This is a genomic window from Pseudofrankia saprophytica (genome assembly GCF_000235425.2).
In the GTDB taxonomy this organism is placed as follows: domain Bacteria; phylum Actinomycetota; class Actinomycetes; order Frankiales; family Frankiaceae; genus Pseudofrankia; species Pseudofrankia saprophytica.
The window spans coordinates 8059645-8079991 of the sequence record NZ_KI912266.1 but is presented as its reverse complement, the minus strand read 5'-3'; the positions used below and the strand labels follow the sequence as shown (position 1 = coordinate 8079991).

Genomic DNA, 20347 nt, shown 5'->3' with positions numbered 1-20347 from the left:
TCGTCGGCACCCTGTACCCGTATGCCAGGGCCCGGATGGCGAGCTGGCTCGCCGAGCGGGCGGACGACCCCGAGGTGCGCCGCGCCGTCGCGCAGGCGCGGGACCTGCTCGGGGAGCCCGGTGCCGGCCCCGGGCGGGTCCTCGCGGCGCTGGACGACTGGCTCGCGCGGGACGCGAAGGTCGCCCCGCTGAAGGCGTTGCAGGGGCAGATCTGGGCGGCCGGGTTCGCCGCCGGCGAGCTGGCCGGGGTGCTGTTCCCGGACGTCGCGCCGGCGCTGCGGCGCTGGCACGCCACCGGGATCCGGCTTGCCGTCTACTCCTCGGGCTCGGTCATCGCGCAGCGGGCCTGGTTCAGCCGCGTCACGACGACGACGGGCCGGGAGGAGCCGGACGACCTGGGTCCGCTGCTGTCGGCGTACTTCGACCTCGACAACGCGGGGGCGAAGGGCGACGCCGCCTCATACGCGCGGATCGCGGCGGCCCTCGGCGTCGAGCCGGGCCGGCTGCTGTTCCTGACCGACCGTCCCGGCGAGTTGGACGCGGCCATGGCCGCGGGCTGGGCCGCGCTCGGCGTCGCCCGCGCCGGGGAGCCCTACGCGGACGCGCTCGCCGGATACCCACGCGTCGACTCGTTCGCCACCGTGGAGCTGGCCGCGGCCTGACCCGGCGGCGGCCCTGTCTGGTTGGTCGATCAGGGCGGTGGGCGGCTGGGACGTCGCAAGGAGCCGTCGATGCCACCTGGCATCCGTAGAGTCGCCACTGACCTCAACGGAACCCGGCGCGGCGCGCGCCGGAACACGACGGAGACATCGATGACTCTGACGATCGGCGCAACCGCTCCTGACTTCGTGGCCGCGACCACCGAAGGGCCGATCTCCTTCCACGAGTGGATCGGAGACTCGTGGGCGGTGCTCTTCTCGCACCCCAAGAACTTCACGCCGATCTGCACGACCGAGCTCGGCTACGTCGCCTCGATCAAGCCCGAGTTCGACAAGCGCGGCGTGAAGATCATCGGCCTTTCGGTGGACCCGGTCGAGCTGCACGAGGGCTGGGCCAAGGACATCGAGGAGACGCAGGGCACCGCGCCCAACTACCCGCTGATCGGGGATGCCGACTACTCGATCTCCAAGGCGTACGGAATGCTGCCCGCCGACGCCAGCGGCGACCCGGCCCAGCGCACGGCCATGGACAACCAGACTGTCCGCAACGTGTTCGTCATCGGCCCGGACAAGAAGATCAAGCTCATCCTGGTGTACCCGATGACGACCGGCCGCAACTTCGACGAGGTCCTGCGGGTGATCGACTCGCTGCAGCTCACGGCGAAGCACAAGGTGGCCACGCCGGTGAACTGGAAGCAGGGCGAGAACGTCGTCATCGCCGGTTCGGTCAACAACGACCAGGCCAAGGAGCTCTTCGGTACCTGGGAGGCGCCGAAGCCCTACCTGCGCATCGTTCCGCAGCCGGGCGCCTGACGCCGGTACCCGGTCACGATCCGTGCCACCGGTCCGTATCACCGGTGCACGCCACCGATCTACGCCACCGGGTCCGTGCCGCCGGTCCGCGCCGCCATGTTGGTGGCGCTGGCCGGCGGTCGGCTATGGCCGACCCGATGCCCTGGCCACCGGGTCGGCCATCGCGGGAGTCGGCCAGCGCCGGAACGGAATAGATGCTGCCCGGATGTGCTTGGAATAGAGGCAATTGCGACGTGTTCCCGCGGCGATGAGCGCGTACGGCGGGCGGTGGGTCGAGAGAGGTGACCAGGCTCGTAAGACGGCGCGATACGGCCGACATTCTGGCGGGTGTGATTTCTGCTACAGCCATCCGGGTGAAGGTGCGCTACTTACGGGTTGAAGCTCACCCTGGTGCGGCGGCCACTCTCCGGCGTTCCTGTGAGATGGTCGAGCGGAACGGCGGAAACCGCGCTCGCCTAAGGGATGAGTGGAGAGGAATTGTGACCGCGAACACCATGGCCACCAGTGACACCGAGGTCGGCGCGACCGAGGGCGGTGTCTACCGGCACCGCGTCCTGGTCATCGGTTCCGGGTTCGGCGGACTGTTCGCCACCCAGGCGCTTCGCAGCGCCTGGGCCGACGTCACGATCGTCGCGAGGACGTCCCACCACCTGTTCCAGCCGCTGCTCTACCAGGTGGCGACCGGGATCCTCTCCGAGGGAGAGATCGCCCCGTCGACCCGCGAGGTGCTGCGCCGTCAGCGCAACGCCCGGGTCGTGCTCGGCGAGGTCACCAACATCGACCTTGACGCGAGGACCGTCACCTCGGAGCTCGTCGGCCGCACCACCCTGCACCACTACGACAGCCTGATCGTCGCCGCCGGCGCCGGGCAGTCATATTTCGGCAACGACCAGTTTGCCGAGCACGCGCCCGGAATGAAGAGCATCGACGACGCCCTCGAGCTTCGCGGCCGGATTCTCGGCATGTTCGAGTTGGCGGAGGCGTCCACCGACGAGGCGGACATTGAGCGGCTGCTTACTTTCGTCGTTGTCGGCGCCGGCCCGACCGGTGTGGAGATGGCCGGCCAGATCGCCGAGCTCGCGCACCGGACTCTGCGCCGCGATTTTCGGAGCATCGACCCGCGCAAGGCGCGGATTGTCCTGCTCGACGCGGCTCCGGTCGTACTTCCCGCGTTCGGCGACAAGCTCGGCGCCTATGCCGTCCAGCGGCTGGAGAAGCTGGGCGTCGAGGTTCAGCTGGGCGCGATGGTGACCGACGTCGACGCGACCGGCATCGAGGTCAAGAACGCGGACGGCACCAGGCGGCGCATCGAGTCGGTCTGCAAGGTATGGGCGGCCGGAGTGCAGGCGAGCCCGCTGGGCAGGCAGCTCGCCCAGCAGAGCGGCGCGGGGCTTGACCGGGCCGGCCGGGTCCAGGTGGAGCCGGACCTGACCCTGCCCGGCCATCCGGAGGTGTACGTCGTCGGCGACATGATCTCGCTGAACCAGCTTCCGGGAGTGGCGCAGGTCGCCATCCAGGGTGGCCGGCACGCCGCCCGGGACATCCGCGCCCGGATCGAGGGCCGCGAGTCCGGCCGGCTCTTCAAGTACCACGACAAGGGCAGCATGGCGACGATCTCGCGGTTCAGCGCCGTCGCCAGCATCGGCAGGCTGAAGCTCACCGGCTTCGTGGCGTGGCTGATGTGGCTGGCCGTGCACCTCGTCTACATCATCGGCTTCAAGCACCGGGTGACGACGCTGCTGCACTGGGCCGTCAGCTTCGTCGGCCGAGGCCGCTCGGAGCGCACCGTGACGCACCAGCAGATCTTCGCCAGGACCGCGATCAGCCGCCTCGGCGAGGAGTTCTCGCCGTCACTGCCGCCGGACCCCGACGCCCGGCCGTCCTGGCGGGGGAACGGGGCGGCGGCCCCGGTGCCCGGCCCGGCCAGCACCCCGGCCCAGCCGGTGCCGGCCAGCGGGAAGACGCCGGAGCCGGCCACCTCCGGCGTCGGCTGACCGGCCGCTGGCTGCTGGCCGCCGGCCTCCGTGGCCACGGCTCGTCAGGCCGTGGCCACGGCTCGACGAGCCCGATATTGGCTTGCGGTGGCGGGGCCACGGGAATATTCATGGTGGGCGCATGTGTCTGACCTGCGGGGACGCGGGGCGGGGGCGTCGCGTGATGCGTCGTGGGTCGCCCGCCGTGACCGCCTTGGCGTAGCCAGGGCTGTGAGACTGTCGTTTGTCGCCGTAAGCCCCTGCTCGGGAACCTGGATTCTGCTCGTACCGTGACGTTGCCGCACGCTCAGCAGCCGGTCGAATCGCCGACCGGCGGGTCCGCCGACCCCGCCGCCACCCCGGTGGACCGGTCGGCCGACCCCATGACCGGCGGCCGCGCCGGGGCCGAGCGGGCTGGCCGACCTGGCCGGCGCCGCAGGCCGGGAACGTCGGGCCGCCCAGGCGGTGACGGGTCCGGCGGCGGCCGTGCCGGCGGCGGAGCGTCGGGACGCGGGCCGGTGGGGAACCCGGTGGGGAAGCAACGCGACGGCGGCCGGCCCGTCGACCTCGGGGCGGCCGAGCGGGCGGAGCTTGCCGGGCTGTCCGCGCGGCTGCCCGCGCTGATGCTGCGCGACGGGCACCGGCTGGCGCGCCGCCTCGACGGCGTCCGCCACGATCCGGACGCCGCGGCGCGGGCCCGCGCGATCGTCGAGATCACCGACGAGGTCGAGACGGCGGAGATTCGCGTCGCGTTGCGCCGCGACGCCGTGCCGGCGCTGAAGTACCCGGACGAACTGCCGGTCAGCCAGCGTAAGGACGAGATCCTCGCGGCCATCCGCGACAACCAGGTCGTCATCGTGGCCGGCGAGACCGGCTCGGGCAAGACGACGCAGATCCCAAAGATCTGCCTGGAGCTCGGCCGGGGCGTCACCGGGCTGATCGGGCACACCCAGCCGCGCCGGCTGGCCGCCCGCACCGTCGCGGACCGGATCGCCGAGGAGACGGGCGCGCAGGGACTGGGCGGACTCATCGGCTACCAGGTGCGCTTCACCGACCAGGTCGGCGAGGACACGCTGGTCAAGCTGATGACCGACGGCATCCTGCTCGCGGAGCTGACCACGGACCGGCTGCTGCGCCAGTACGACACGCTCATCATCGACGAGGCGCACGAGCGCAGCCTCAACATCGACTTCATCCTCGGCTACCTGCACCGGATCCTGCCGCGCCGGCCGGATCTGAAGGTGGTCATCACCTCGGCGACGATCGAGACGGAGCGGTTCTCCCGCCACTTCGGCGACGCCCCGGTCATCGAGGTGTCCGGCCGGACCTACCCGGTCGAGGTTCGCTACCGGCCCGTCATCGACCCGGAAAACCCCGATGGTGATCCCGACCGGGACGTCGTCACCGCGATCTGCGACGCCGTCGACGAGCTGTCAGTCGAGGGGCCCGGCGACGTCCTCGTCTTCCTCTCCGGGGAGCGGGAGATCCGCGACACCGCGGACGCGCTGGCCCGCCGGCCGAGCAGGGAGCTGCTGCCCCGGGAGATCCTGCCGCTGTACGCACGGCTGTCCGCGGCCGAACAACATCGGGTGTTCCAGTCGCATCAGGGCCGGCGGATCGTGCTCGCGACGAACGTCGCCGAGACGTCGCTGACCGTCCCGGGAATCAAGTACGTCGTCGACGCCGGCACGGCCCGGATCTCCCGGTACAGCCACCGGCTGAAGGTGCAGCGGCTGCCGATCGAGCCGGTGTCGCGGGCGTCGGCGAACCAGCGGTCCGGCCGCTGCGGACGGACGTCCGCCGGTATCTGCATCCGCCTCTACTCGGAGGACGACTTCGAGACCCGGCCGGAGTACACCGACCCGGAGATCCTGCGGACCAATCTCGCTTCCGTCATCCTGTCGATGTCGTCGTTGGGGCTCGGCGAGGTCGCGGACTTCCCGTTCCTCGACCCGCCCGACCCGCGTCAGGTCACCGACGGCCTGGCGCTGCTCCACGAGCTCGGCGCGTTCGAGTCGCCGCGCCGCCTGCCCGCCCCGGCGAAACCGGTCGCCGACGCCGAAGGCGGTGCCAGCGTCGGTGCCGCCACCACCGACGTCGCCGGCAGCGGCGGTGAGGCACGTGGCGGCGGTGAGCGCACGCCGCGGCTGACACCGCTCGGACGCCGGCTCGCCCGGCTGCCGGCCGACCCGCGGCTGGCCCGCATGATCGTCGCGGCGGAGGAGCAGGGCGCGCTCGCCGAGGTGCTCGTCATCGCCGCGGCGCTGGCCGTCGGGGACGTGCGCGAGCGCCCGCCCGACGCCCAGCAGGCGGCGGCGGAGAAACACGCCCGGTTCACCGAGCCGACGTCGGACTTCCTCGGCTACCTGAATCTGTGGAACTACCTGCGGGAGAAGGCCGCGGAACTGTCGTCGAACCAGTTCCGCAAGCTGTGTCGCACCGAGTTCCTGCGCTACCTGCGAGTGCGGGAATGGCAGGACGTCCACAGCCAGCTGCGCCAGTCGGCCCGCTCGCTGGGCCTGTCGACGAATGCCACCCCGGCGAGCCCACAGCAGATACACGCCGCGCTGCTCACCGGTCTGCTGTCGCACGTCGGCCTGTTCGACCCGGAGAAAAGGGACTACCTGGGGGCGCGCGGCGCCCGGTTCGCCGTCTTCCCGGGCTCGGCGCTGTTCAAGAAGCCGCCGCGCTGGGTGGTCGCGGCCGAGCTGGTCGAGACGTCCCGGCTGTGGGGCCGGATCGCGGCGAAGATCGAGCCCGAGTGGGTCGAGCCGCTCGCCGGGCACCTGGTCCGCCGCTCCTACAGCGAGCCGCACTGGTCGCGCCGCTCCGCCGCCGTCCTCGCGACCGAGAAGGTGACGTTGTACGGCGTGCCGATCGTGGCCGCCCGGACGGTGAACTACAGCGCGATCGATCCCGCGCTCTGCCGGGAGCTGTTCATCCGGCACGCCCTCGTCGAGGGCGACTGGGAGACGCGGCACGCGTTCTTCGCCGAGAACCAGCGGCTGCTCGCGGACGCCGAGGAACTGGAACACCGCGCGCGCCGTCGCGACATCGTCGTCGACGACCAGACGATCTTCGATTTCTACGACGCCCGCATACCCGCGGACGTCGTCTCGGGCCGCCATTTCGACGCCTGGTGGAAGAAGACCCGTCCGGGTACGCCCGACCTGCTCGTCCTCGCCCCGGAGATGCTCGTCAACCCGGGCGCGACGGGCGTGAGCGCCGCGGACTTCCCGGACTCCTGGCCCGGCCGGCCCGGGGACGAGCACCAGATCGCGCTGACCTACCAGTTCGAGCCCGGCTCGGCCGCCGATGGCGTCACGGCGCATATCCCCCTCGCGATCCTCAACCAGATCGAGCCGGACGGTTTCGACTGGCAGGTGCCCGGGCTACGTGAGGACCTGGTCACCGAGCTGATCCGCTCGCTGCCGAAGGCGCTGCGGCGCAGCTTCGTCCCCGCACCCAACTACGCGCGCGCGGTGCTGGACCGCGTCGGCCCGGCCGACGGCCCGCTGCTCGCCGTCGTCGAACGCGAGCTGAACCGGATAGGCGGCGGCACGACCGTCTCCCGCGGGGACTGGGACCTGAGCCGGCTGCCACCGCACCTGAGGATCACGTTTCGCGTCTACGACGGCCAGAAGCAGCGCGACGGCCAGAAACAGCGTGACGGTCACAAACAGAACGGCGGCCAGAACCAGCGCGACGGGCGGGATGGGCGCGGCGGCGGGCGTGACGGACGGGACGGGAACGCCGAGCGACCGTCGGGGGCGCTGGCCGAGGGCAAGGACCTCGACGAGCTCAAGCGCCAGCTGGCGCCGAAGCTGACGGCGGCGGTGTCGGCCGCCGGCGGGAGCCTGGAACGGACCGGCCTGACGGGCTGGGCCGACCTGGGCACGATCCCGCGCACCGTCGAGCGCAGGTCCGGGCGTCACGTGGTCCGTGGCTACCCCGCGCTGGTGGCCGAGCCTTCCGGGGGTGTCGCGCTGCGGGTGCTGGCGACCGAGGCCGAGCAGAGCCGGGCCCATCCCGTCGGTACCAGGGCGCTCCTTCTGGCGTCGGTGCCGTCACCGGTTCGGTACATCAACACTCAGCTCTCGAACGCGTCGAAGCTCGCCCTGCGCCATCATCCGCACGCGAGCGTGGGCGACCTGCTCGACGACGCCGTCGCCGCGGCCGCCGACGCGCTGATCGCCGAGGCGGGCGGCCCGGTGTGGGACGAGGCCGGGTTCGAACGGCTACGAGACGCGGTCCGCGCGGAACTGCCCGAGCGCTCCCTCGCCGTCGTCCGGTCCGTCGAACGGGTCCTCGTCCTCGCCCATGACGTGAAGGCGCGGACGGAGGCACTCGCGGGCGGTTCGCCGGCGGGCGGTCCGGCAGCCGGCCGCCCGGCGGCGGGCCGCCCCGTCCAGGTGAAGGACCTGCGGTCGTTGTCCTCGGCGTTCGCCGCCGCCCAGGGCGGCGTCGGTACCCGGACCGCCGTCAAGCTCACCCCGGCGCTCGCCGCGAGCCTCGACGACCTGCGCCGCCAGCTCGCCGCGCTCGTCTACCCGGGCTTCGTCACGGCCACCGGCGCCGACCGTCTGGACGACCTGACGCGCTACCTGACCGGCGCCCTGCGCCGCCTGGACCGCCTCCCCGCCGACGTGGCCAGCGAGCAGCCCAAGCTGGCCACGATCGCCCGGGTCCGCGCCGCCTACGACGAGCTGGCGGTGGACCTCCTCCCGCCGGGCGCCCCGCCGGGCCCGGACCTCCTGCGCATCCGCTGGATGATCGAGGAACTCCGCGTCAGCCTCTTCGCCCAGACGCTGCGCACCCCCTACCCCGTCTCCGAAGAGCGTCTCTACCGCGCCATGGACGACCTCGCCCCCTGACCGCGTCCCTCACTGGTCGCTCGCCGCCTGTCCGACATCAGGGCGAATCCTGTCCGACGTCAGAGGCACGAACAGCGCCGTTTCGTGACCCTGGCGTCGGACAGGACGTCCGGGATCCCCGCGTGAGGTAGCTGGCGGGCGGAGACCGGCTAGCGGATGTGAAGGCGCTTGAGGGCGGTGAGGGTGTGGGTGAGGACGGTGGCGTAGCGGTCGGGGCCGAGGAAGCCGGGCGGGTCGAAACCGAGGAGGTGCTGGCTGGCGACGGTCTGGGGCTCGGTGAGCTTGAGCAGCCCCTCGTCGCCGTGGCGCCGGCCGAGACCGGAGGCCTTCATGCCGCCCATGGGGGCGCCCTGCGACCCGTAGGTGGACGCGTAGCCCTCGTTGATGTTGACCGTGCCGGCGTCGATGCGCGCCGCGACCGCGCGGGCATGACCGGTGTCGCGGCTCCATACGCAGGCGTTCAGGCCGTACTCGGTGTCGTTGGCGGCGGCGATCGCCGCGTCGTCACCATCCACCGGGTACAGCGCGACCACCGGGCCGAACGTCTCGTCCCGGTGGAGCGCCATGCCGGGGGTGACGTCGGCGAGAACGGTGGGTTCGTGGAACAGCGGACCCAGGTCCGGGCGGGGCTTGCCGCCGGCGAGCAGGGTCGCGCCCTTGGAGACCGCGTCGTCGAGGTGGGCGCGGACGGCGTCGAGCTGGCGCTGGTAGGTGAGTGAGCCCATGTCGGTGGCGTAGTCGAGCGAGGCGCCGAGCCGTAGCCGGTCGACCTCGCCCACGAACGCCTTCACGAACGCGTCGTACACCGAACGGTCGACGTAGATCCGTTCGATCGAGACGCACAGCTGACCGGCATTGTTGAAGCAGGCCCGGATGGCGCCTCTGGCCGCCTTGTCGACGTCGGCGTCGGCGAGCACGACCATCGGGTTCTTCCCGCCGAGCTCCAGGGAGCAGCCGATCAGCCGCTGGCCGGCGCGCGCGGCGATCGCCCGGCCGGCGGTGGTCGAGCCGGTGAACGCGATGAAGTCCGCGCCGTCGATCAGCGGGTCGCCGATGGTGTCCCGACCGCCGAGCACCACCTGCCACAGCTCGGCGGGCAGGCCGGCCTCGATCGCCAGCTCGCGCAGCCAGAGCGCGGACAGCGCGGTCTGCGTGTCCGGCTTCTGCACGACCGCGTTGCCCGCGACCAGGGCCGGCAGTACGTCGTCGGACAGCGCCAGCGGGTAGTTCCACGGGGTGATCACGCAGACGACGCCCTTCGGGCGGCGTGACTCTACGGTCCGCGTCAGCACGGGGAAGGCACCGGATCGGCGGTGCGGCGCGAGCAGCCTGGGGGCCCGGCGGCTGAAGTGCTGGGCACAGGCGGCGACCTCGAGTACCTCCTCGACCGCGTGCGCGCGCGCCTTGCCGGTCTCCCACTGCAGGATGTCGAGCGCCTCGTCCCGCTGGCGCAGCACCAGATCGTGCAGCCGGGTGAGGACGCCGGCCCGGTCGCGGACCGGCGTGGCGGCCCATGCTGCCTGCGCCACACGCGCCGCGGCATAGGCGGCCTGGACGTCGTCGGCCGTCGACTGCGGCAACGAGACCAGCGGTTCGCCGGTGAACGGCGCCGTGACCGTCGTCGGCTCGCCGGTGGCGGTCACGCCGGATACCAGCCGCGCCAACAGCGCCGCGTCGAGCCGGCGTCCCGGCCCGGTGGTCGCGGCGGGGGTGGGCGTCGCAGTGGGGGAGGCGCCTACGGGCGTCGTCGCGGTCATCGCGTTCCTCCTGGCACGGACTGCGGGCGGCCGAGGTCTTGGTCCGGCGGCCCGGACCGTCGGCCGGTTAGCCCACCTTTGTCCCAGGCGGCGCCGGCCATCGCTCTACCGAACGGTAGCCACGCTACGCCGCCGCCGTCGCCCGGATCCCCGATCAGCGCGCTCGCTGTGCCGCCGGGCTGGCGGCCCGGAGGGGGCCGCCAGCCCGGCGAGGTTCAGGGACGGTTCATCCCCTGCCTGTCATCCCCTGCCTGGCATCGACGGCCTGGCGTCGTCGGCCGGCCGGTGGGCCGTGAGCGCCCGGATGATCGCGGCCGACGCGATGGCGTGGCCGGCCGCGTTCGCGTGCACGCGGTCGCTGGCGAAGATGGCCGGGTCGGCCGCGCGCGGGTGATGATGGGTGTCGACGTGCAGGCCGCCCACCTGGGCCGCGACGGCGGCGGTGATCGCGTCGAGCCGGTCGAACAGGCCGGCCATCGTCGCGGCGGTGCGCGGCGACAGCAGCCCCGAGCGGGCGAGGTCGAACAGGCCGATGGTCACCACCAGCGCGCCCCGGTCGGCGAGCGGGAGGGCGATCTCCAGCAGCTCGCGCCAGGACTGCTCGGGGTCGTAGTCGGGGCGCAGCGTGTCGTTGCCGCCGGCGACGACCAGTGCGAGGTCCGGCTCGAACCGCAGCGCCGCGGGCAGCTGGCCGTCGCGGACGTCGGTGAGGCGGGCCCACGGCACGCCGAGGTTGAGGTACTGGACGTCGAGGTGCTGGGGGTCGACATGCCGGGAGTCGAGATGCCGGGAGCGGTGCGGCTGGTCCCGCGGTGCCCTCCTCCCGTCGGCGAGCCTCCCCTCGGCGAGCGCCGCCGCGAGCCGGTCGGCGAAGCACAGGTCCCGGTAGCCGGCGCGGGGTTCGCGCACCCCGGCGGCGATGCTGTCGCCCAGCACCACCAGCCGCCGCCAGGGCGCGCCGCGCAACAGCTCGGCCTCCTCGGCCGGGGTCAGGCAGTCGGGATCCGCCCGCTCCAGGGCGTCGTCCAGGACGGTCACCGCCCGACCTCCTCGGCGGGCTGGCCCGGGCGCCGCGAAGGACGCAGCAGGAGACCGACGACGGCGATCGCGCCGCACAGCGCCGTCATCATCCAGTAGACGTCCTGGAAGGGCCCGATGCCGTCGCCGGGCTGACGGTCGAGCAGGAGCGCGGTCGCGGCCACGCCGATCGCCCCGCCGACCTGGCGGGCCGCGATGTTGAGGCCCACGGCGGCCGCGAACCGCCGGGGTTCCACCGCCAGGGCCGCGGCGCTGGACACCCCCACGCTGACCGCGCCGATGCCGACGCCGAGGCCCAGCCCGGCCGGTAGCCAGGCGGTGAGGAAGCGCGGGTCGACGGGAAGCCAGATCGCGAGCACCAACGAGGTCGCGGCGATCAGGGCGCCGCCGCCGACGACCAGCACCCAGGGCGCGGGCTGCCGCCGGGACCGGCCGATCGAGATGCCGACGAGCGCCGCCCAGCCGGCCGCGGGCGTCATCGCGAGGCCGGCGGTCAGCACCGAGTACTGCCAGGCCTCCACGAGGAACAGCACGCCGAGCAGCAACGAGGCGTACAGCGCCGCCCCGAACAGGGCGGAGATGACGTTGGCGACCGCGTAGCCCGGGCTGCGCCACAGGTCGACCTCGATGGCCGGGGCCGGGTGGCGCGCCGACCGGCCGACGGCAGCGGCCGTGCTCAGGACGCCCCCCAGCAGAAACCCGAGCGTCGCCGGGCTCGCCCAACCCCATCGCTGCGCCTCGGTCAGGCTGAGGACGACCGCGCCGATGCCGACGGCCAGCAGGACGGTGGCCAGGGCATCCGGCGCGCGGCGCCGCGCGGTGTCGGCCCCAGCCCCGGTTCCGATTCCGGTGCCGGCCGCGGTTCCGGTTGGCATGGCCGCGGGCTGGTAACGGACGGCGCGTTCGATCAGCAGCAGCCCGATCGGCAGGTTGACGCAGAACAGCGCCCGCCAGCTGGCGACGTCCACGAGAATCCCGCCGACCGCCGGGCCGGCGACCGCCGCGAGACCGGCCGAGGCGCTCCACAGGCCGATGGCGGCGGCGCGACGGTCGGGCGGGGTGTCGGCGAGCACGATCGCGAACGACGCGGGGATCAGGAGGGCCGCGCCGATTCCCTGCGCGGCGCGGGCGGCGAGCAGAACCCCGAACAGCGGCGCGACCACCGCCAGCAGCGAGGCGGCCGTGAACAGGGCCGCGCCGGCGACGAACAGCCGGCGGCGGCCGAACAGGTCGGCCAGCCGTCCGGCGGGCGCGAGCAGCGCGGCGAACGGCAGCGCGTAGAGCGTCACCACCCAGGACACCGAGGTCACGCCGACCTCGAAGTCGCGGGCGAGGTCGGGGACCGCCAGGTTGGTGATCGTCGCGTCCAGGAAGGCGAGGAACGAACCACCACAGGCGAGCAGCACCGCGGTTCGGGTTGAGCGGGCTGGCGCCGCCGCGGACGGCGTCAGCCCGGCCGTGACCGGCGACGGGATCGTGGCCGGGCTGGACGCCGTGGCCGGGGTCGGTGGGGCGGCGGAGGACAGGGGCTGGGAGCTCATGATGCCGAAATTTAGCGTCCGAACGTTCGTACTTCAATAGCGAACGATCGATCGGTATGCTCGGCCTGTGTCCGGTCGCCGTTCCGTCGCTGACGCGCTCGATACCCGCGCGGCGATCCTGCGGCGCGCCGCCGACATCGCGTCGGTCGAGGGTCTGGAGGGGCTGACGATCGGCCGGCTCGCGGCTGACCTGGAGATGAGCAAGTCGGGCGTGATCGGCCACTTCGGCACCAAGGAGCAGCTTCAACTCGCCACCCTCGACCATGCGGCGGATCTCTTCCGCCTACGGGTCTGGGAGCCGGTGCGCCACCTGCGGCCGGGCCTGGAACGCCTACTCGGGATCTGCGAGTCGTGGACGCGCTACGCCGAGGCTCCCGGGTTCGCGGGCGGCTGCTTCATAGCCGAGACCAGCTTCGAGTGGGACGGCCGGACCGGCCCGGTGCACGACGCGCTGGTCGTCGTCACCGGCCGCTGGCGGCGCACCCTCGCCGCCGAGATCAGGACCGCCGTCGCGGCCGGCGAGCTCGCCGCCGACCTCGACACCGACCAGGCCGTCTTCGGCCTGGAGGCGCTGGCCGCCGGCATCAACCCGGCCCGGCAGCTCCACGGCGAGACCCAGGCCCCCACCTGGGCGCTGCGCACCATGCACGCCATCCTCGGCCTCGCGCCGTCGACGACGAGCTGACCCGGGGGTGCGAGTGCGATTCGGGCGCCGGCTGACGGGGCCTCAGGCGCCAGGGTCGACCCGCGTCGGCTCGGGTGCCTGAGGCGGGAGATCGTCGCCACCCGTCGCCCGCTTCGTTTCCTGCTCCGCGTCGCGGACCGGTGGCAGTCGCGATATTCCCGCGGATAGGACGACGGTGCCCCACAGCAGGCTGTGAATGGTGTGGCCGCTGTGCCATCCCCAGCTCGATCCCATGACGAGCCCGAGAACGACGATGGTGCCGCCGCCCAGGATGAGCAGCAATGCCAGTACCCAGCGGAGCGGGTGCGAGCGGGAGCCTGGCTCGCCTGAACGTGTGGAATCCATGAAGCGGCAGGCTAGGCCGCGCTCGTGGGCCGCGCTGTCGTCCTGATGACTGGCGCGACCAGTCCAGATTGACGACTGCCGGGGCCAGTCCAGGCATCCATTCCCTGGACTGGCCCCGGCAGCTCAGCCGTACACGGTCAGCCGTACACGGTCAGCCGGTACACGGTCAGGCGTGCACGGATGCCTCCAGGTCGCGGACGAGGCCCTCGGCGACCTTCTTGGCGTCGCCGAAGATCATGAGGGTCTTGTCCTGGTAGTAGAGCTCGTTCTCGACGCCGGCGAAGCCGGCCTTCATGCCGCGTTTGACGACCATGACGGTCCTGGCGCTCTCGACGTCGAGGATCGGCATGCCATAGATGGGGCTGTCCTTGTTCGTCTTCGCGGCCGGGTTCGTCACGTCGTTCGCGCCGACGACGAGGGCGACGTCGGTCTGCGCGAAATCAGCGTTGATCTCGTCCATGTCGAGGATCTGGTCGTAGGGCACGTCCGCTTCGGCGAGCAGCACGTTCATGTGGCCCGGCATCCGGCCGGCGACCGGGTGGATGGCGAACCGGACCTGGGCGCCGTTGCGGGTGAGCGCGTCGGCCAGCTCGCGGATGCGGTGCTGGGCCTGGGCCACCGCGAGCCCGTAGCCGGGCACGATGATGACCGAGCGGGCCGTCTCCAGCAGCATCGCCGCCTCCTCGGTGGTGGCGATGCGCACCGGCCGCTCCTCCACCACGCCGGCCGCCGCGGCGGACGTGTCCGCCGCCCCGAACGCGCCGAACAGCACGTTGCTGAACGAGCGGTTCATCGCCCGGCACATGATGACCGAGAGCAGGAACCCGGCCGAGCCGTCGAGCGCGCCCGCGATGATGAGTGCCTTGTTGTCCAGCGCGAAGCCCATCGCGACCGACGACAGGCCGGCGTAGGAGTTCAGCAGCGAGATGACGGTTGGCATGTCCGCGCCGCCGATCGGGATGATCAGCATGACGCCGAACGCCGCCGCCAGCACCGCGACGACCGGGAACAGGAACGTCTTCGACGGGTCCGCGACCAGCCACACGCCCGCCGCCACGGCGACGACGAGCGTCAGGAGGTTCACGACGTTCTGCCCGCGGTACACCTGCGGGCGGCCGGGCAGGATCTCGTGCAGCTTGCCGAACGCCATCAGGCTGCCGGTGAAGGTCAGGAAACCGAGCAGCACCTCGAGCGTGATCGCGGCCATCGTGAAGGCCCCGATCTCCGGCTGGTGGTTGTAGTACTCGGCCGTGCCGACGAGACCGGCGGCGAGCGCGCCGAAGGCGTGTGACAGCGCGATCCGCTGCGGCATCGCCGTCATCGGGACGAAGACCGCCATCAGCGCGCCGATGGCCGACCCGACGACGAACGCCAGGATGATCCAGCGGAAGTCGACGATCTCCTTGTTCACCAGCGTGCCGATGATCGCGAACAGCATGCCGAGTTCGGCGGCTTGCAGTCCACGCCGAGCCGTCTTCGGTTGGGTGATGCCCTTCAGGCCGACGATGAACAGACCACCGGCGGCCAGGTAGCACAGAGGCACGATGTAGTCGTTCATCGGGCGGTCTCCTGGGTGGTCGCGGCGGCGGGGTCCTTACGGAACCTGGCTCGCAGCCAGTCGGCGGCGCTGGGGCCGGCCCCGCCCGTCGGCGCGCCCTTACCGGCGGCGTCGCGTGGACGGAACATCTTGAGCATCCGGTCGGTGATCAGAAACCCACCGACGACGTTGATCGTCGACGCGGTGACGGCGATCGTGCCGAGGAGGGTCGACACGACGCCGTGGTCGGAACCGGCGATGACCAGGCTGCCGACCAGCGAGATGCCGGCGACCGCGTTGGTCAGCGACATCAGCGGGGTGTGGAACAGCGGTGGCACCCGCCGGATCACCTCGAAGCCGACGAAGCTCGCCAGCAGGAACACGTACAGGCCGCTCTCGATCGCGGTGGACATCGGCCTCACCCCCCAGCCGTGGTAGGAACGGCGGCCGCCTCGCGGTCGCTGTCGGCGGTGCCGGCACCCGTCGCCGTGGTGGCGTCGAGAGCCGCGAGGCCCAGCAGGTCGCGCACCCGGGGGGAGACGACCTCGCCGCCGTGGGTGATCAGCGTGTCGGCGATGATCGGATCCGTCAGGTCGAGGCGGACCGCGTCGTCGACGAGGAGCAACCGCAGGAAGTTGGCGAGGTTCTTCGCGTACAGCCGGCTGGCGTGCGCGGGCACCGTCGCAGGCAGGTTCGTCGGGGCGAGCACCGTCACCCCGCCGACGTCGACCTCCTCGTCCGGCATCGACAGCTCGCAGTTGCCGCCCTGCGCGGCGGCGATGTCGACCACGATGGAGCCGGGCGCCATCGCGCGGACCATCTCCGCCGTCACGATCACGGGCGCGCGCCTGCCCTGCACCTGCGCGGTCGAGATCACGATGTCCTGGGCGGCGACCACCTTGCCGAGCGCCTCCCGCTGGCGGCGCAGGAAGTCCTCGCTCTGCGCGCTGGCATAGCCGCCGGCCGTCTCGGCGCTCTCCGCCTCCAGTCCCAGGTCGACGAACGTCGCGCCGACGCTCTCGGCCTGCTCGGCGGCGGCCGCGCGCACGTCATAGGCGGAGACGACCGCCCCGAGCCGCTTGCAGGTCGCGATCGCCTGCAGCCCCGCGACCCCGGCGCCGATCACCAGCGCCCGTGCCGGTGGCAGCGTGCCGGCGGCCGTCGTCATCATCGGCAGGATCTTGTTCAGCCGGCCGGCGGCGACCAGCGCCGCCTTGTAGCCGGCGAGCGTCGCCTGCGAGCTCAGGACGTCCATCGCCTGCGCCCGGGTGATGCGGGGCAACAACTCCAGCGCGAAGGTGGTGACGCCGCGGGCGGCGAGCGCGGCCACTGCGGCCGGCGTCCCCAGCGGGTCGGCCAGGCCGACGATGACCTGTCCCGGCCGCGGCCAGGCGGCGGGCTCTCCCGTCGCCGTGGAGTCCGGGCCCGGGACGCGGACGAACAACGTGACGTCGGTGGCGAACACGTCCGCCGCCGTGCCGACGACCGCGCCGCGCTCGGCATAGGCCGCGTCGGGGAAGCCCGCGCCCGCGCCGGCGCCCGCCTCGACGACCACCTCGTGGCCGGCCTTGCGCAGGCCGTCGACCTCCTGCGGGATGAGGGCGACCCGCCGCTCGCCCGGCGCGGTCTCGCGCGCCACACCGATCCTCATCGGGCCCGGGCTCCCTTCCGGACCGGCGACGGGGTTCCGGCCGGATCGGCGGCGAGGTTCCCGCCGGATCGGGAATCCGGAAGGCCGCCGATCCGGCGGATCCGCGACGTGGCCGATCCGCCGCCGCCACCGAGACGGCCGGAGCTGCGACGTACCTGTCGGGTCACCCCACGTGTGGCGATCTCGCCGAAGCACGCGGAGAAACCGGAGAAACCGCTGATGGGCTTGATCGCGCTTTCGGCGGCGGGGGCCAGGATCTGGATACGGGACAGGGCCTGGAAACCTGGCATGCCGGCCTCGGTGCCGGTGGCTGGGGGCAATGCGGCGCGCCGCCGTGGTGACCTGACGGCGCATGGCGCCGTCAGAGCTGATGTCCGGTGCATGAAGGAACCTCCGCTGGTGGTTGGGTGGTGCCGACGACGGTGTCCCGGGCTGGGACACCGAGTGCGGGAACGCGAGGTCGGTTCGCGGCGACGGACGTCGCGAACGGGCTGGGGAGAAACGCTGTTGGCGGGGCGGCCGCCCCCGGTCCCGGGGATCGGCGTCAGCGGATCTCCGGGGGAGGGGGTCGTCTGGGCAGGCGGTCTGTCTGGTCAGGCGATGGGTCTGTCTGGTCAGGAGTCGTCTGGTCAGGCGAGCGCGCGGGCCGGGTTCTGGGGTTTCAACCTCAGCGAACCTCCGCCAGCGAAAACCCGGTCACGTCGGTGGCCGGGTTACCGGACCACTTCGGCGGCACTGCCGACAGGGACATGACCAGCGCGTTGTGACGCGTCGCGTCACCAACGAGCGGCGGCTCTGCCAAAGGAGGTGCGAGTGGGTGCTTCACCCACGCGTCCCTCCAACGTCGGTGACACGGTGAAATAGTTGGTACCGAGGCGGCGGTTCGTGGTCAATCACTTGTGTCTGCGCGCAGTATGTGGTGCGTCCCTGGCGGGCTGAAATGTGTCGTGCCCGCTGGGCGGCGTGGTCTGACCGTTCCGCTCGGCGCCGCCCGTCACCACGGCCGTTACCTGCGGGTAGATGCCCTGGTGCCGGCCGCGCCTGGGGCTCACGGCGGTACGCCGTGGCGTCGTGAATGTCACAACGAGAAGCGCGTCCGCGCTTCAGGGCGGCTTTGACGGACGCCGCGCGGAACGCCGCCGGTAAAGTTGCCGAAACAAGCGCGCGGCGCCATACCCGGCGCGGGAACTCCGAATGTGCCGTGACTAACATTCGCGCGCATGGGCGAACGGTATTAAGTATCCAATCCAGGTCGCCTGGCGCCTGCCCCGGCAAGGTTGACCCTGTCGCGCCGTCTGGCATGATCGCGATCTGCGCCCTCCGCGGGTCGCATCCGCCGGTCCTTCCGCGACCACCAGGGGGCGCAAAAGACGATCATGCCGGACGCCTCGGAGGCGTCCGGCGTCGGCGTCCGGCGTCCGGCGTCGTTCGTCAGGCGTTGTTCGTGCGGGTCAGTAGATACCGGCCCGTGACGAACGGCAGGTCGGCGTGGTTCACGATGCCGGGCGGCGCGGCGACCACCTGGGGGATCGCGTTGACGGCGGGCATGGCGGTGGTGACCGCGCCCGCGAAGTGCGCGCCGCCGAGCGGCGCGAGGCGCACCCGGACACCGGGTTCGCCCTCGATGTCCAGGACGTAGCCGTCCTCGACGGGCCAGTTCGGCGTCATGTCGTGGCCGAGCTTCCAGACGAACCGGCACTCGATGACCGACCGTCCCCGGTGGATTCCGGCGATGACGCCCTTGAAGCCCGCGATCTGCCCGTTCTCCAGCTTCATGAAGCCGAAGTCGGTGTCGGCATTCGCGGCGCCGAACTCGGCGGTGAAGCGGACCTCGTCGAGGTCGACCGCGAGCGCGTGCGCGAGCACCCGGATCTGCTCCTTGAACGAGCCGCAGTTCGCCTCGATCATCCCCGGCGCCGCCGGGTCGTCGGGGTCCAGCCCGATGCTCATCGCCCGGAACATCCTCTCGTTCGCGTAGCCGCTCATGTCGAGCGACTCCAGCAGCGAGATCCGGTCTATGCGGCTGCACATCGCGCTCGCCGCGAGCGCCGTCATCGCGGCGTGGCCGGGGTAGACGCCGGTCGTGTACAGCGACGAGCCGCCACGCTCGCAGGCCGCCACCAGCCGTTCGCGGGCGTCGTCGCCATAGCCGGAGCCGGCCAGCATGTACATCGTCGTCACGACGTTCGCGCCCGAGGCGAGTATCCGCTCGAGGTGATCGAAGTCCGGCCGGTACGCCATGTACGCCACGCAGTCGGGCCGCAGCGCCAACAGCGCCTCGACGTCGTCGGTGGCGGTGATCCCGATCGGCGCCATCCCGGCGAGCGTCCCGACGTCCCGCCCGACCTTCTCCGCCGAGTACGCATAGCAGCCGACGATCTCGAGCGCCGGATGCCCGGCCATCCCGCGCACGGCGGCGGAACCGGTCTTGCCAGTGGTCCACTGCACCACCCGCAGCTTCTGGACTGGCTCTGTCACTGGTTCGCCCTCCCCTTCACCGCGTACGACCGATGCGGCGCGCGACCGATGCGGCGCGAGGAAGGCGACCTCATCACATAGTGCCCTCTAGGTACAAGCGGTCGCCGTGCGGGCGGCTGGCAATCGGCTGATCGTCAGCTGGCGGCGCGCAGGGCGGCGAGGCCCAGGCGGTGCAGAAGGTCGGCCATGCGGGCGCGGCCGAGCCGGGCGGCGCCACCGGTGGCGCTGTACGGCGTCGAGTTGAGCAGGCCGAACGTGGCGTGGACGGCGGCGCGCGCCGCGTCCTCGGCGATCCCCGGGTCGCGTGCCCGCAGCTGGGCCACCCAGATCTCCACGTACCGGCGCTGCAGGCGCCGGACGGACCGCGCCGCCGTCTCGTCCATGCTCGCGAGGTCGCGGTCCTGGAGGCGGATCAGCTCGGGGGAGCCCAGCGCGAACGACACATGCCAGCGCACCAACGCGTCCAGCGCCTCGTCGGGGCTCGCAGCCGCCTCGGCCCTGACCGTCCCCTCGGCCAGCAGCCGCTCGCTGATCCCGACCAGCAGCTCGGTGAGGATCGCCTGCTTGCTCGGGAAGTGCTTGTAGACCGCCGGGCCGGAGACGCCGGCGGCGGCGCCGATGTCGTTGATGCTGACGCCGTGGTAGCCCCGGTCGGCCATCAGCCGCGCGGCGGCGGCCAGCAGCTGCTCGCGCCGCGCCCCCGACGCGGCCGCGGGCGCCGCTGTCGCGATCGGCGCGACACTTCCGGTCCCGGCGTCGCCGTGACCACCCGGAGGGCCGTCGTCCGAGGGCGTCGCCTCGGCGCGGGTCGTGCTGGCGCGCCCTGGCATGCAGGCAGATTACCGCTCGCGAACGGCCGCCCGGCCAGGCTGGTTAACATCCCCTAACTTCTCGGTGGTTAGGCGTTGCTAACCGCCGAGTGCCGATCGTGGTCTCCTCGGCGCTGTCCCGCCCGGCCCGGCCGGCCTGCCCACTCGCTCGCGGCTGAACGACGGC

At 72.3% G+C, this 20347-nt stretch carries 14 protein-coding genes; 5 read left to right on the top strand and 9 right to left on the bottom strand.

Going from position 1 to position 20347, the window contains the following annotated elements:
• The 4 genes from mtnC to hrpA form a co-directional block, all read left to right on the top strand.
• On the top strand, positions 1 to 662 hold a 662-nt coding region (mtnC, locus tag FRCN3DRAFT_RS47555; RefSeq protein WP_007513618.1), incomplete at its 5' end, for an acireductone synthase.
• Between the two features lie 150 nt (positions 663 to 812).
• The gene (locus FRCN3DRAFT_RS0234080; RefSeq protein WP_027141192.1) at positions 813 to 1472 is read left to right on the top strand and encodes a peroxiredoxin; all 660 of its coding nucleotides are present in this window, start codon (positions 813 to 815) and stop codon (positions 1470 to 1472) included.
• A gap of 494 nt (positions 1473 to 1966) precedes the next feature.
• On the top strand, positions 1967 to 3466 hold the full coding sequence (locus FRCN3DRAFT_RS0234075) for an NAD(P)/FAD-dependent oxidoreductase (protein WP_051467380.1): 1500 nt from the start codon (positions 1967 to 1969) through the stop codon (positions 3464 to 3466).
• Between the two features lie 602 nt (positions 3467 to 4068).
• The gene (hrpA, locus tag FRCN3DRAFT_RS0234070; protein ID WP_232794340.1) at positions 4069 to 8319 is read left to right on the top strand and encodes an ATP-dependent RNA helicase HrpA; all 4251 of its coding nucleotides are present in this window, start codon (positions 4069 to 4071) and stop codon (positions 8317 to 8319) included.
• A 149-nt stretch (positions 8320 to 8468) separates the two neighbouring features.
• Here the strand turns inward: hrpA and FRCN3DRAFT_RS0234065 are convergent, their stop codons facing one another.
• From FRCN3DRAFT_RS0234065 to FRCN3DRAFT_RS0234055, 3 genes are all read right to left on the bottom strand, one after another.
• Positions 8469 to 10076: a succinic semialdehyde dehydrogenase gene (locus FRCN3DRAFT_RS0234065; protein ID WP_007513622.1), complete on the bottom strand. Its 1608-nt coding sequence runs from the start codon at positions 10074 to 10076 to the stop codon at positions 8469 to 8471.
• 240 nt (positions 10077 to 10316) lie between these two features.
• Positions 10317 to 11114 (bottom strand): GDSL-type esterase/lipase family protein, encoded by a 798-nt coding sequence (locus FRCN3DRAFT_RS0234060; protein ID WP_007513623.1) that lies wholly within the window; start codon positions 11112 to 11114, stop codon positions 10317 to 10319.
• A complete protein-coding gene (locus FRCN3DRAFT_RS0234055; RefSeq protein WP_007513624.1) occupies positions 11111 to 12655 on the bottom strand; it encodes an MFS transporter in 1545 nt (514 codons plus the stop codon). Before FRCN3DRAFT_RS0234055 ends, FRCN3DRAFT_RS0234060 begins: the two co-directional genes overlap by 4 nt.
• A 67-nt stretch (positions 12656 to 12722) precedes the next feature.
• Here FRCN3DRAFT_RS0234055 and FRCN3DRAFT_RS0234050 point away from each other — a divergent pair, with 67 nt between their 5' ends.
• Complete coding sequence (locus FRCN3DRAFT_RS0234050; protein WP_007513625.1) at positions 12723 to 13340, top strand: TetR/AcrR family transcriptional regulator; 618 nt, start codon at positions 12723 to 12725, stop codon at positions 13338 to 13340.
• A 42-nt stretch (positions 13341 to 13382) separates the two neighbouring features.
• On the opposite strand, the gene FRCN3DRAFT_RS0234045 is transcribed toward FRCN3DRAFT_RS0234050, so the two are convergent.
• The 6 genes from FRCN3DRAFT_RS0234045 to FRCN3DRAFT_RS0234015 all read right to left on the bottom strand — a co-directional run bounded on the left by FRCN3DRAFT_RS0234045 (position 13383) and on the right by FRCN3DRAFT_RS0234015 (position 20181).
• Positions 13383 to 13685 carry a hypothetical protein gene (locus FRCN3DRAFT_RS0234045; RefSeq protein WP_007513626.1) on the bottom strand — a complete coding sequence of 101 codons (303 nt, stop codon included), beginning with the start codon at positions 13683 to 13685 and terminating at the stop codon, positions 13383 to 13385.
• A gap of 166 nt (positions 13686 to 13851) precedes the next feature.
• Positions 13852 to 15243, bottom strand: a complete 1392-nt coding sequence (locus tag FRCN3DRAFT_RS0234040; protein ID WP_007513628.1) for an NAD(P)(+) transhydrogenase (Re/Si-specific) subunit beta — start codon at positions 15241 to 15243, stop codon at positions 13852 to 13854.
• A complete protein-coding gene (locus FRCN3DRAFT_RS0234035; RefSeq protein ID WP_007513630.1) occupies positions 15240 to 15635 on the bottom strand; it encodes an NAD(P) transhydrogenase subunit alpha part 2 in 396 nt (131 codons plus the stop codon). Before FRCN3DRAFT_RS0234035 ends, FRCN3DRAFT_RS0234040 begins: the two co-directional genes overlap by 4 nt.
• A gap of 5 nt (positions 15636 to 15640) precedes the next feature.
• A complete protein-coding gene (locus tag FRCN3DRAFT_RS47550) occupies positions 15641 to 16873 on the bottom strand; it encodes an NAD(P) transhydrogenase subunit alpha (RefSeq protein WP_007513632.1) in 1233 nt (410 codons plus the stop codon).
• A gap of 1431 nt (positions 16874 to 18304) precedes the next feature.
• Entirely contained in the window at positions 18305 to 19351 is a 1047-nt protein-coding gene (locus FRCN3DRAFT_RS0234020) for an NAD(P)H-dependent amine dehydrogenase family protein (protein ID WP_007513638.1), read from the bottom strand.
• A gap of 134 nt (positions 19352 to 19485) precedes the next feature.
• A complete protein-coding gene (locus tag FRCN3DRAFT_RS0234015) occupies positions 19486 to 20181 on the bottom strand; it encodes an SACE_7040 family transcriptional regulator (RefSeq protein ID WP_007513639.1) in 696 nt (231 codons plus the stop codon).
• Positions 20182 to 20347: the final 166 nt, after the last annotated feature.

What these genes read in the sequence shown, in the direction of transcription:
- FRCN3DRAFT_RS0234015 (WP_007513639.1), bottom strand. Translation starts at nt 20,181, where the DNA reads ATGCCAGGGCGCGCCAGCACGACCCGCGCCGAGGCGACGCCCTCGGAC.
- FRCN3DRAFT_RS0234075 (WP_051467380.1), top strand. Translation starts at nt 1,967, where the DNA reads ATGGCCACCAGTGACACCGAGGTCGGCGCGACCGAGGGCGGTGTCTAC.
- FRCN3DRAFT_RS0234040 (WP_007513628.1), bottom strand. Translation starts at nt 15,243, where the DNA reads ATGAACGACTACATCGTGCCTCTGTGCTACCTGGCCGCCGGTGGTCTG.
- FRCN3DRAFT_RS0234035 (WP_007513630.1), bottom strand. Translation starts at nt 15,635, where the DNA reads ATGTCCACCGCGATCGAGAGCGGCCTGTACGTGTTCCTGCTGGCGAGC.
- FRCN3DRAFT_RS0234045 (WP_007513626.1), bottom strand. Translation starts at nt 13,685, where the DNA reads ATGGATTCCACACGTTCAGGCGAGCCAGGCTCCCGCTCGCACCCGCTC.
- FRCN3DRAFT_RS0234065 (WP_007513622.1), bottom strand. Translation starts at nt 10,076, where the DNA reads ATGACCGCGACGACGCCCGTAGGCGCCTCCCCCACTGCGACGCCCACC.
- FRCN3DRAFT_RS0234080 (WP_027141192.1), top strand. Translation starts at nt 813, where the DNA reads ATGACTCTGACGATCGGCGCAACCGCTCCTGACTTCGTGGCCGCGACC.
- FRCN3DRAFT_RS47550 (WP_007513632.1), bottom strand. Translation starts at nt 16,873, where the DNA reads ATGAGGATCGGTGTGGCGCGCGAGACCGCGCCGGGCGAGCGGCGGGTC.
- hrpA (WP_232794340.1), top strand. Translation starts at nt 4,069, where the DNA reads ATGCTGCGCGACGGGCACCGGCTGGCGCGCCGCCTCGACGGCGTCCGC.
- FRCN3DRAFT_RS0234055 (WP_007513624.1), bottom strand. Translation starts at nt 12,655, where the DNA reads ATGAGCTCCCAGCCCCTGTCCTCCGCCGCCCCACCGACCCCGGCCACG.